Below are 12,435 nucleotides of genomic sequence, written 5' to 3'. Positions count from 1 at the left end.
TTTTATAAGATAAGGTTCAAACTTATAAAATTAAGAAGTCAAAAAAAAACAAAATATCCCCGTTTTTAATTGAATTAGCCCTTTTTATGAGCCCTCATTATCAGCTCGACAGGGTGTAATACCTCTATTTTCTCTGTTCCCCGCTGAAATCCTGCTTTAATCTGACCGATACAGCCCGGATTTCCCGTCAGGACGATTTTCGCTCTTGTATCCTGAATTTTTGTCAACTTTTTCTGCAGAAATTTCATTGAGGATTCATATTCCATAACATTATAGATCCCCGCACTGCCACAGCACCAGGTTGAATCTTCAAGTTCTTTATACTCTATGCCCGGAATCCTCTTTATCACCTGCCTTGGCTGCTGAGTGATTTTTTGGGTGTGGCACAAGTGGCATGCATCATGATAGGTTACTTCTCCGGCAATGGAGACGCAATGTTGCTCGAAGTTGATTTCAGCGAGTAATTCTGAAATATCCTTAACCTTTTGAGAAAAAACCCTGGCTTTCTCACGATACTCAGGGTCATCTTCAAACAAATGACCATATTCCTTCATAAAAGCACCGCAGCCGGCTGAATTAGAGATGAGAAACTGATATTCTTTTCCGGTAAAACGGTCAATATTCTTTTTTGCCAGTTCAATCGCCATCTTTCCTTCCCCATTATGAGCATGCAGTGAGCCGCAGCATACCTGGTCTTCAGGAATCAGGACATCAAAGCCGTTAATCTGCATAAGTTTCACGGTGTCATTATTAATATTCCCAAAAGCGTGTTTCATCAGACAGCCGGTATGAAAAGCCATGGTTCCGGCCGCGGATGCTCCATACACCTTTTCAATTTCTCTATACTTCGGAGGGAAAAATTCGAATTCAGGTGAAAGCGATTCTACCTCAGCAAGATTACCGGGGAGTACTTTTAATATAGAAGTTTTTCTTATCAGCCACTGTAAGCCGCTCTTTCTATAAAGAGCCATGAAGAATGAGAAAACTGAAAGGGCCGGTGCGTTTGCAAGTATCCGGTTTAAGAAGAATCTTTTTATTCTATTTTTTAACCCTTTTTCAGCTTCAACTTCCGTAATATAGTTTCTTGCAGCCTCCACCATCTGGCCGTATTTCACACCTGCCGGACAGGCGGTTTCACATGCCTGACAATCCAGACAGAAATTCATTTCCTTAATAAAAGTATCAGAAATCTCACTTTTCCCCTCCGCAAGTTCTTTGATAAGTCTGATTCTTCCCCTCGGCGATGAACGCTCAAGTTTTGTAATATCATATGTCGGACATACAGCCAGGCAGAGCCCGCAGTGCATACACTGAGTAAGTATATCACTGTGCGGCATGACCTTAGAGAGTAACTCTCTGCTCTGTCCAGAATTAATTGCGTTCATGAATCGAATATGAAATATCTTTTGGAAAAAATCTATCATATGCAATCGTGTAGAGGATTACATTACCTTCATCTCGGCGACAGATCCAGTCCAGTACATTTGTTACCCTGCCGAGCGAATCAAGGAAATAAGAATAAATATGCTCCCCAAAATTTATATTAATATCGGTGCTTATCCTGTCAATCCGGATAGGATTCATTAAACTATCGTAGACAACCATAAAAAGGGATTCCAACACATCGTTGTCAGTCAGGAAATATAAATAATCTTCAAATTTTTCACTCTTACTATTCATGAGCAGAGTATACTCAGAAGTTTCAAAGGTGAGAATGATTTCAGGTGTGTAAAGCATGAATATGGTGCATTCCCCTTTTGTATAATTAGCCAGAGTATCAGCTACGGGCTGTTTATCTCTGAGGTCCCTTGTCATCAAAACTGTATCTTTACGCAATTCTGAATCAGAATATATCTCTTTCCACTCCTGGCCTTGTACCTGAACAATTGAAAACACCAGGAGAAATAGGAACTGGATATATGTTATTCTATTACCTTTGCCGGCCATAAATCAGTGATTCGCATTTTGGCTTAAAGGTAAAAATCTTACCGGGATTTAGTATGTTATCCGGATCAAGAACCAGTTTAAGGGAATTCATGACATGAAGTGCAGGTCTTGAAGCAATTTTTTCAAAGAATTGTTTCTTTGCAAGTCCGGTACCATGCTCTCCTGTAATAGTGCCGCCAAGAGCGACTGCCTGCTCAAATATATAGTCAAATGCCTTATGAACTCTTTCAATTTCTTTATGATCACGTTCATCCGTCAGACAGGTCGGATGCAGATTGCCATCTCCGGCATGTCCGAAATTTCCTATAATCAGGTCATACTTCTTAGCCGCGTACTGAATTTTTTCAAGCATCTCCGGAAGTTTGCTTCTGGGAACCGTTGCGTCTTCAAGTATAGTAGTAGGCCTCTGCCTTGCCAATGCTGAAAATGCAGTTCTTCTTGCCGACTTCAACCGTAATGACTCCGCGGGATCCTCTGACTTGGATATATACTGACCTCCGTTCTTCATGAGAATCTGCTCAACCTGATTTGCATCTTCCATTACACTGCTTCCCCTGCCGTCAACCTCTATGAGCAACACAGCTTCTTTATCGGTCGGCAATCCGAGTTTAGTGTAATCCTCAACACACCGGAGTGTTGTATTATCAAGAAATTCCAACATGCAAGGGGTAATTTTGGCCGCTATAATTTCAGCAACCGCCTCCCCTGCCTGAGGAACAGAATCAAAAAAAGCTAAAAGAGTAACAGCAGAGGTCGGTTTGGGAATTAACTTAAACTGGATTTTAGTAATGATACCTAAAGTCCCTTCACTTCCGATAAATATATCCTTTATGCTATACCCCGCAACATCTTTGAAATTTTTTCCGCCGATTGAGAGTATTTCGCCATCCGGTAGTACCAGTTCCAATCCAAGAACATAATCCTTGGTAACTCCATATTTCAGTCCGCGCAATCCACCGGCATTTTCGGCAACATTACCTCCCAGTGTGCAGATATTCATACTGCCGGGATCGGGAGGATAAAACAGTCCCCGCTTCTCAACTTCCTTGTGTAATTGTGAGGTAACCACACCAGGTTCAACCGTTGCAGTAAGGTTAAGTTCATCAACTTCAAGAATTTTATTCCAGCGGGTCATAACCAGTGCAATACTATTCTCGACAGGAATAGATCCTCCGCTTAAACCGGTCCCGGAACCGCGCGGTACAATTTTAAATCCATCCTCTTTTGCCAATTTAAACAAAGCCGAAATCTGAGTTGGATTCTCAGGAAAAACAACTGCTTCTGGTTTTTGTTGAAGCAGCGGAGTTCCGTCATAGGAATAGACAATTTTGTCTTCCTCGGAAGTTAAAAGATTATCTCCCCCAACGATGCGCGAAATTGCTGAAAGAGTGGCCGAATTCATTACCCAACCATTCGCTGTAATACAATTCTTACTACGATTATCGTGGCTCCGGCAATAAGCAGATAGATGATGAGATTTTTAACCGACTGCCAGGTCATAATGATTGTCGAACGGAATCCGCGCCAACCGCATTTATTACACCGGTAGGTTTTATAAAATGTCAGGCTTCTTACAAGATTTTCGAACAGGTTTCTTGCCCGTGATCTGCGCAATGAGAACTGTTCTCCGCAGGATGGACATTTTGAAAAACTTGGATCCCGTTTGAATATAATATTTCCTGAACGGACTAATTTCTTTTTGCTCATTTTCTGTTAAGTATTTTTGCTATATAATTTCTGTTTTTCACTAAAGCAACCGAAGTTACATATTGATGGTCAAACCTGAGCTGATATCTGATTTTCTCAGAACTGCCTCCCTGCCGGTTAATAATATCACTCAGCACCTCTCTGACCCCGTCTGATGGCAAAGCAAGTGTATTTGCACTACCGGCTGATTCTGCTTTGGAGATCAGCTGATTAAACTCAGCACTGATTGCGGCAAAATCATCTTTTGATTTGAATGATTCTCTGATCTCTTCAAGTTTCTTCACAATCTGAGGTTTATACACGTACCCCTTTTCCTTTAAATATCTTCCGGTTTTTTCTCTGATCAGCGAACTGTCAGATTCTGTGTATCGTTTTTCATTGGCAACCGCAATAAGTTCAGAAGATATCCGGAATATATAGCCCTTTGCAAGCAGATCTCTTGTGAAATCCGAGAGTTCAGACAAAGTAACTGATGAATCAGGCAAAATTCCGCCAGAAGCGAAAACAGTGCGTTTATTATCAGTTAAATATTTTTCGGGTAACGTTTCAGCTGAATTGGTAATTACTTTATTATCCTTTGCGTAGTCAACTTTCTGAATACATCTGCCGCTTGGTGTATAATATTTTGAGGTAGTTATTTTAAGCGAAGTATTATTAGACAACGGCGAAATCGTCTGAACAAGTCCTTTGCCAAATGATCTTTCACCAACAATAATGCCTCTGTCATGATCCTGAATAGCACCTGCAACAATTTCAGAAGCTGATGCACTGCTGCCGTTTACCAGAACAGCAAGTGGAGTCTCAGGGAGAATTGGTTCTTTACTAGAAAAATACGCTTTGTAGCTTGTTGAATCTTTTCCCATGGTAGAAACAATAAGAGTCCCTTTTGGTAAAAAGACAGAGGATATATCAACGGCGCTTTCGAGCAGACCCCCCGGATTTCCACGTAAGTCAAGCACAATCTCTTTAATCTCCCCCTTTTTCTGAATATTTAGTATTGATCTGCGCAATTCGTCACCGGCTCCCCGGTTAAATCCGCTAAGCTTTATATAAGCGGTACCTGATTCAGCTGGGACAAAATCAGCAAATGTTACATTCTTCACCTGAATTTCTTCCCGCACAAGACTGAAAAGCAGAGTATCCGTTACTCCCGGCCGCACAATCTTCAGACCAACAAAAGTTCCAGGTTCCCCTTTAACATAAAGTGAGACATCATCAAACATTGACTTATCAAGTTTTACTGAATCAACAGCAACTATCTCATCGCCAATCATCAGCCCCTGACGCTGCGCTGAGTAACCGTCCATGATTTCTACAATAGTTATTTTTTCATCACGGATACCAACTGAAATCCCAACACCGCCATACTTGCCGGTGGTCATCATCTCAATGTCATCCTGCCTTTTTTCATCAATGAAGACCGTATAGGGATCAAGATTCTGAAGCATTCCTTTTATCCCGGAGCGCAGAAACTCATCCGGATTAATATCATCCACATAATTAAGAGTAACCTCTTTATAAATCCTGGTAAAGAGATCAATATTTCTGGCAATTTCAAAATAGATATCACCAGATTTGTAAAGCCACGCGCCTGTGAAAATTATAGGGGCGACAATCAGAGCAATAATAATTCTTTTTCTAAACATCGTGTAAACCGGCTTTTTGTAATTCATTAACAATCATTGCATGCACTTCATCTTTTTTCTCGCAGCCATTAACCACTCTGAATCTGGATTCGGATTTAGCTATCTCAAGGTAGCCATTTCTTACCCTGCTGTAGAAATCATCATTCATATTTTCAATTCTGTCAAGTGACTCCTGCCCGTGAGCCAGCTTTCTTTTCCTTGCCTCTGCAACCGGGATATCAATAAAGAATGTTATATCAGGAACGGCCTCCTGAATAGCGAACTCACTTATTTTTTTCACCATTTCCAGAGGAAGTTGTCTGCCGTAACCCTGATAAGCCGTGGTAGAATCATGAAACCTGTCAGAAATAACTATCGTCCCCCGTTCTAAAGAAGGGAGAATAGTTTTCCTCACTAACTGAGCCCTGGATGCTGAGAATAATAAAATTTCTGTCTCAGATGTCATCTCAAGGTTCTTTTTATCAAGAAGTATTGTCCTGATTTTTTCTTCAATTTCTCCACCGCCCGGTTCTCTGATAACCAGAACATCCCTGCCTTTTGCAGTCAGATGCTCCTTCAAAAGCTGAATCTGGGTTGATTTACCGGAAAAATCTATTCCTTCAAATGTAATAAACATTAAAACTTTTTTAATATATATCTTAAACGTTCTGGTTTCTGCGAAACCACCCTCAGATATTGGGGAACGGTGATCTTTGGAAATACGAATCCGAGGGAATCCGCAATTATTTCCTTATAATGCAATTCGGCTTTGATATTTGCAGGATCCATTGAACCCAGTAAGGAGACTCCCCCTTCAACACCAACCGTAATTTTATCCGGAATAATAAGCACCTGCCTGTCACCAGGTACATCCAGAATCGCAACGGGGATATCCTGGAACTCCTTATCAACAATTTTCTGTGCATCAATAGTTACTGACACAGACTGGGGAAACACCGATATATGTTTCGGGTAGTCTACAGGAATCAATTCTGTAGTCTGGGAGGACAGATTTTCGAAAACATATTTTTCTGTTGTCAGGTATCGCAGTCTTTCAATATAAGATTTGGCTCCTGCAACAGTTACACTATCCGGCTGTATCATAATTTTTCCTGCAAGACCGTAACCTGATTTGAATGAATTCTCAATTTCGGGCAGTACCGGAACACTCTTCCAAATCAGTCTTTCAAGTTTAAGATTTATTACCGAAGGCTGATATTCAAGTACCTGTATATCAGAAGTAAGCCAGCTGTTTTCATCAACAGCATTAGCAACCTTCAGGGTAATTTTTCCAGTATCTTTCCGTGCATCAATTAAGAACTCATTATTGCCGGAAGCAAGGAGCGCTGCCAGTTTCCATCCTCTGGCTTTAAGTTTAATAGTCATTCTCTCAGGAAGTTCTTCCGCGACTGCAAATTCGTTTCCAAGATTAGTTATTTTGAGAGGAAGACTGAGAGTATAATAATACTCATAAGAAAGAGAAACTCCAACCCAGATAATCAGAGCTATTACGAATGAGACTATGAAAAGAGGGAGCTTTTTCATTGTTTCATCTCAGCAGAAAACTATTCTGCTTTAGGTTTCTCTCATGGGGATCTGAGAGCTTCAAAATGCCTGAGAAGTTCGTTGCGGTTAGCTTTAGATATTTCCCTCCCCTGAATCGGAAAATTGTCAATTTGTCTTGCCAGTTTTCTGAGCTGATGAACATTTAGTGAGTAAATATCACTTTCCATAATGCTGAAATTATCGGGAAGATCTTCAAACATCTTCTCCGAAACATCATCAATAAAATCGGTTTCTGCACTGACGGTTTCCTGAGAAGCTACCTCAATAATCTCCGGTGACACCGTTTCTTGAGTAATTTCTTCAACCTCTTCAGTTGAAGACTCTGCAGGTAAAACGTTTTCCTCAGGCAGTTCTTCCAGAATGAATTCTGCCTCTTGAACAATCTGAGGTGCCTGTTCTTCCATTACTGTTGCGGAAATCGTTTCGACTTCACTGATCGGCTCTGATTGAGTTTCAGATTTATCTTCTTTTAAAGAAATTTCTTCCTGCGATTTAAATCCTGGTAAGAGAATCTGTTCAGTAACTGGAGTATCAGATGCAGCCTGAGTAATTTCTGGTAAACTCTCCGCATCTTTTTGCTCAACAGCTATCTCATCTGATTTCTCAAAAGATCCTTCAGCAGGAAGCGGTCCGGAAAGATCGTCTGCTTCAGAAAAAAGCTGAGGAATAATTGTTTCAATCTGATCATCGGGCTGAGGAATGATGTGTACAGAGAGCAACTGCCCAACCCGCTGAGCTGCTGCAGCGCCTGCGTCAATTGCTGACCTGACGGCCGCCACATCACCGGCGATTTGAATCGTTATCATTGCGGGGACGGTTTTTTCCTTACCGATTATGGTAACATTGGCCGCTTTCACCATCGCGTCAGCGGCCTCAATTGCACCTACCAACCCCTTTGTTTCAATTAATCCGAGAGCACGGGACATTATGCTAAAGGATTATTTATTTTTCTTAGGGAGTATTAATTCAACTTCTGTATGAGGTCTTGGGATTACATGAACTGATACTAATTCACCAACACGCTGAGCTGCGGCTGCACCGGCATCAGTGGCAGCTTTAACTGCGCCAACATCACCTCTGACCATGACGGTTACATACCCACCGCCAATAGTTTCTTTACCGATAAGTTCAACTTTAGCGGCCTTTACCATTGCATCGGCTGCTTCAATTGCGCCGACGAGACCTTTGGTTTCAATCATTCCCAAAGCATCTAATGTCATATTCAGACTCCGTTAATAAGTTTTGTTTTAATGATATTCAAATTACTTGGATTACAGATAATTATCAAACTGTTCTTAGATATTCCTGCAAAATTATGATAGCCGCGTTCATGTCCACCAACCCCTTATTCTGCCTTTTTTTGCGGCTTTTTACTGTCTCGAGAACCATCTTTTTAGCCATCTCTGAGGTATAGGTTTCGTCCCAGAGAATTACCCGGCAATTTCTGGATTCCAGAAAACTCTTAAACTGGATAATTTTATCCCGGATCTCCTTATTCGATGGCTTTTCACCCGGATCACCAAGTATTACGATTTTCACTCCTTCAGTTTTTATAATCCTGGTTATTTCCTGAAGCAGAGTCGCATCGTTTTTTAGAGTCGTAAGGGGTGAAGCGATGATTTTAAGAGGGTCTGAGATGGCCAGCCCAACCCGTACGTGTCCGTAATCAACCGCTAAAACACGCTCGCCTCCGGTCAATTCCCCGTTTTCAGATAATTTCATCTAATCTTCTGACTTCATATACCCCTTCGATGGACCTGACCTTTTCAATTATTGTATTCAGGTGTTCCTTATTCATGACATATAGTGTGACAATTCCCTTAAAAACACCATTATGGGTATCAATGTTAATGGACTTAATATTGGTGGTTTTGACGTTTAGAATGGTATTTGAAATATTATTAAGAATACCCGGAGAATCCAGCCCGCTGATCGAAAGTCCTACGATAAAGGATGAACCTTCTATTTCAGGCCAGTAAATACTCACCACTTTCTCAGGATCTCTTTTGGCCAGATCACCCATATTTTTGCAATCTGCCCGGTGAATTCTTATTCCGCCACCTATTGAGACAAAACCCAGTACATCATCTCCCGGAATCGGACTGCAGCATTTTGAATAGGAAACCAGCATCTTAAAGTTTTCACCGCTGATTGCAAGCTGTCCACCGCTTGAGCGGGCAAAATCCTTAAAGTTTTCATAACTGCTGGTTACATCTTTACTCTTCCGCTCCTTTTCCATTGAAGTAGTCAGGAGTTCATCAACATTGATTTTTGCCTGACCTACAGCCATAAAGAACTGGCGGGTATTATCCATTTTTATGGACTGAATCAGTTTATTTAACTCCTGGCTTGTAAAGGAGAGTTTCAGTTTTTTAAGTTTTTTCTCCCAAAGATCTTTTCCGGCATTGAAAAGGGTTTCATCTTCTTTATTCAGCCATTTTTTGATATCTGAAATAGCTTTGGAGGTTTTGACAAATTTAAGCCAGTTTTTATTAGGGTGCTGATTTTTTGAAGTCAGAATCTCAACCTGATCCCCGCTTTTAAGGACAAAATCCAGAGGAACAAGCTTGTGATTAACCTTTGCACCAATACAGTGATGGCCCACTTTTGAATGCACCTGAAACGCAAAATCTACCGGTGTGGATCCGACCGGAAGTCTTTTTAAGTCTCCTTTTGGGGTGAATATAAAAATCTCATCTGAATAAAGGTCCAGCTTGAAATTGTCTACAACACCTTTTTTGTATTCATCATCTGAGGATGATTCAAGAATATCCCTGATCCAGGCAATATAACTGACCATTTGCGGATCATCCCCGGATTTTCCTTCCTTATACTTCCAGTGGGCGGCAACTCCCTGCTCGGCCACCTCATGCATCTTCTTATTGCGGATTTGTACTTCAACCTTTTTCCCGTCCGGACCGACCACTGTTGTATGCAGGGACTGATAATTATTCGCTTTTGGAATTGCTATATAGTCCTTAAACCGGTCAGGAACGGGTGTATAAATTCCATTTACGACACCGTGCACCGTATAACAATCAGTTCTGGATTCCGAGTCGAGGATAATCCGTATCGCGAAAAGATCATAGATTTCACTGAACGGTTTATTTCTTTTGATCATTTTCCGGTAGATACTATAAAGATGCTTAGCCCTGCCGCTTATTTCATATTTGATATTGTACTGGGCCAGTTCTTTTACCAGGGGCTGTTTGAACCGTTCTATATAGTCTTCACGCTCAGCCCGTTTAGCATTGATCTTTCTTTTAAGATCCTCGTATGCCTGTTTGTTCAGTTCCTTAAATGCCAGGTCCTCTAATTCCCATTTAAGCTGACCAAGTCCGAAACGATGTGAAAGCGGGGCATAAATTTCAAGAGTCTCTTTAGCAATCTTCTTACGCTTGTCTGAATCGAGAAACTCCAGAGTCCTCATATTATTTAGCCGGTCGGCTAGTTTAACAATAATTACCCGTATATCCTTTGTAATAGAAAGGAGGAGTTTGCGGTAGTATTCGGCCTGATCAAATTCGGTTCCCTTAAACAGGTTCTTAATTTTTGTCAAACCGTCAACTATGACAGCAATATCATGCCCAAAATTCTTTTTAATTATATCAATGTTATAATTGTCGTTGTCCTCAACAACATCATGAAGCAGCCCGCAGGCAACCGAGACATCATCAAGGGGAAGTTCTGAGGCAAGAATCCTGGCTACTGCTATCGGATGTGAAAAGAAGGGTTCATTTGACTTTCTGACAAAGTTCTTATGGGCTTCCATGGCAAAATCGAATGCCTTGTCAACAACATCCGGCCGGAATGAGGGAATATTCCGGGAACAAAGCTGAAGCAGTTCGTCTTTTTCTGCCTTAAACGATACGGGAGCGGAAGCCAATTTTTGAGACCTTTTGTTTAGCCTCAAATATGTCATTTTTTCAGCAGATATTCAAGGGTTAACTTAATTTTCCCTAAAAAATCCCCCTTTTAGTTTAGTTCCTCCCTGATCTCTTTCACTCTTTCAATTGACCTCTCAAGTTTCGATAACTCATAATCAGAAAGATTGCGGGCTGAAAGAATTTCATCAGCCAATGCCCTGGCTTTATCCTTCTGGCCGGCCTTGTTGTAGAGGTTGACCATCCTCCCCTTTATCCTAAGTTCGTTTATTCTGTTTTTAACTTTAGCCGGATCAAACGAATTCATAATCTGCTGCAAAACTTTGATGGCATCAAGAGGTTTTTCTCTTCCCAGAAATCTGGCTAAATCATACTGGAACATCCTGGATTTCGGATATTTTGCAATTGCCTCGTTCAGCACCTCTCTGGCTTTTTTATATTCCTCTCTCAGATAATAAATATCGAAGAGGTTTTTATAAATAAAGTAGGAGTGATAGGTACCCGCTTTACGTGCTTTTTCAAGCATGCTTTTGCCAAGTTCTCGCTCATCGTCAACAAATGGCATCCAGTTCAGGAAAGAAAGTTTCTCACTTCTCCAGAACTTAAACGCGCCAATTGAAGCATACGCATCCCCAAACTCCGGATCAATGGCAATACATTTTTCATAATAAGAAACTGCATCAAGACCGGTATTGATGAAGGAAATCCATTCTGAATTGTATGCATAGAGAATAGCACGGTAACCATTAATAAGACCGCTGCAATAATGTATCCAGAGTATTGAATTCTGGTCAGAAGTAATTTTCTTCAGTTTACGTGATGCTTCATCTAGGTAAGAATGAATTAATTTGTTATTAGCCGGCAGTGCATAATCATACGAAATACCGATTTCAGATGCGGCAGAAAGTATTTCATAAAACGGAAATTTTGAATTCTTAAAATCAGGGTTTTCAAGAAGTATTTTTGCTTCTTCATAATCCCCGTTAAGAGCAAGAGTTATTCCTTCTCTGAAAACTTTGTCAACAGCAGGGTCAGGAAACTTTTGCGGAAAAAGAAAAGAACTGAATAAAAGGATCCAGAAAAAAACCTTATGTGCCAAAAATTCTGTCTCCGGCATCCCCGAGCCCGGGGAGAATATAACCCTTATCATTCAGTTGTCTGTCCAGAGTCGCAGTATAAATCTGCACATCAGGGAAATCTGATTCAACACGTTTAACGCCTTCAGGTGCAGAGATTACCGATACCAGATAAACTGAGCCGGAGGTCAGTTGCTTAACTTTATTAATGGCGGCAGAAGCGCTTCCTCCGGTCGCAAGCATCGGATCGAGAATGATAACAATAGGATCAACCATTTCAGGTACTTTGAAATAATACTTTTCCGGTTGAAGCGTCACTTCATTTCTCTGCAGGCCTATATGACCCGCCTTGGCACCCGGGATGATATCAAGGAACCCATCAAGCATCCCCAGACCGGCCCGAAGAATCGGGAGCAGGATTACCTCTTTTTCAAACCTGAATCCCGTTGTCTTTTCAAGGGGTGTTTCAACCTGATACTCGCTGAGTGTGAATTTCTTAGAAACCTCCAGAGCAAGTACTCTTGAAATATAACGCACATTTCTGCGGAATTCAGTATGCTCCGAATTCCGGTCTCTTAGCCGGGTGATAGCTGTTTTAACAAGCGGAAAATCACATACAAATAAACTCAT

General features: G+C 41.1%; 13 protein-coding genes. All 13 read right to left on the bottom strand.

From position 1 onward, the window contains the following. Positions 1-74: 74 nt before the first annotated feature. The gene (locus HRU80_09970; GenBank protein QOJ29194.1) at positions 75-1,337 is read right to left on the bottom strand and encodes a (Fe-S)-binding protein; all 1,263 of its coding nucleotides are present in this window, start codon (positions 1,335-1,337) and stop codon (positions 75-77) included. Positions 1,338-1,371: 34 nt separating this feature from the next. Then, on the bottom strand, positions 1,372-1,947 hold the full coding sequence (locus tag HRU80_09965; protein ID QOJ29193.1) for a hypothetical protein: 576 nt from the start codon (positions 1,945-1,947) through the stop codon (positions 1,372-1,374). Continuing rightward, a complete protein-coding gene (locus HRU80_09960) occupies positions 1,931-3,349 on the bottom strand; it encodes an FAD-binding protein (protein ID QOJ29192.1) in 1,419 nt (472 codons plus the stop codon). The genes HRU80_09965 and HRU80_09960 overlap by 17 nt, the downstream gene beginning before the upstream one ends. Further along, on the bottom strand, positions 3,349-3,654 hold the full coding sequence (locus HRU80_09955; protein QOJ29191.1) for a hypothetical protein: 306 nt from the start codon (positions 3,652-3,654) through the stop codon (positions 3,349-3,351). The genes HRU80_09960 and HRU80_09955 overlap by 1 nt, the downstream gene beginning before the upstream one ends. Further along, positions 3,651-5,327, bottom strand: a complete 1,677-nt coding sequence (locus tag HRU80_09950; GenBank protein ID QOJ29190.1) for a S41 family peptidase — start codon at positions 5,325-5,327, stop codon at positions 3,651-3,653. Before HRU80_09950 ends, HRU80_09955 begins: the two co-directional genes overlap by 4 nt. After that, a complete protein-coding gene (tmk, locus tag HRU80_09945; protein ID QOJ29189.1) occupies positions 5,293-5,916 on the bottom strand; it encodes a dTMP kinase in 624 nt (207 codons plus the stop codon). Before tmk ends, HRU80_09950 begins: the two co-directional genes overlap by 35 nt. Further along, complete coding sequence (locus tag HRU80_09940) at positions 5,916-6,824, bottom strand: hypothetical protein (GenBank protein ID QOJ29188.1); 909 nt, start codon at positions 6,822-6,824, stop codon at positions 5,916-5,918. The genes tmk and HRU80_09940 overlap by 1 nt, the downstream gene beginning before the upstream one ends. Before the next feature lie 41 nt (positions 6,825-6,865). Continuing rightward, positions 6,866-7,771, bottom strand: a complete 906-nt coding sequence (locus tag HRU80_09935; GenBank protein QOJ29187.1) for a BMC domain-containing protein — start codon at positions 7,769-7,771, stop codon at positions 6,866-6,868. Between the two features lie 12 nt (positions 7,772-7,783). After that, on the bottom strand, positions 7,784-8,065 hold the full coding sequence (gene eutM, locus HRU80_09930; protein ID QOJ29186.1) for an ethanolamine utilization microcompartment protein EutM: 282 nt from the start codon (positions 8,063-8,065) through the stop codon (positions 7,784-7,786). Between the two features lie 64 nt (positions 8,066-8,129). Beyond that, positions 8,130-8,567, bottom strand: a complete 438-nt coding sequence (ruvX, locus tag HRU80_09925; protein QOJ29185.1) for a Holliday junction resolvase RuvX — start codon at positions 8,565-8,567, stop codon at positions 8,130-8,132. Beyond that, positions 8,554-10,767: a bifunctional (p)ppGpp synthetase/guanosine-3',5'-bis(diphosphate) 3'-pyrophosphohydrolase gene (locus HRU80_09920; protein ID QOJ29184.1), complete on the bottom strand. Its 2,214-nt coding sequence runs from the start codon at positions 10,765-10,767 to the stop codon at positions 8,554-8,556. Before HRU80_09920 ends, ruvX begins: the two co-directional genes overlap by 14 nt. A gap of 53 nt (positions 10,768-10,820) precedes the next feature. Next, positions 10,821-11,828, bottom strand: a complete 1,008-nt coding sequence (locus tag HRU80_09915; GenBank protein ID QOJ29183.1) for a hypothetical protein — start codon at positions 11,826-11,828, stop codon at positions 10,821-10,823. After that, on the bottom strand, positions 11,818-12,435 hold the full coding sequence (gene upp, locus HRU80_09910) for a uracil phosphoribosyltransferase (GenBank protein ID QOJ29182.1): 618 nt from the start codon (positions 12,433-12,435) through the stop codon (positions 11,818-11,820). The genes HRU80_09915 and upp overlap by 11 nt, the downstream gene beginning before the upstream one ends.

It is taken from the genome of Ignavibacteriales bacterium (assembly GCA_015709675.1).
Classification (GTDB): domain Bacteria; phylum Bacteroidota; class Ignavibacteria; order Ignavibacteriales; family Ignavibacteriaceae; genus H2-BAC3.
The sequence above is the reverse complement of the archived record's forward strand: the minus strand, read 5'-3'. Positions and strand labels throughout refer to the sequence as shown.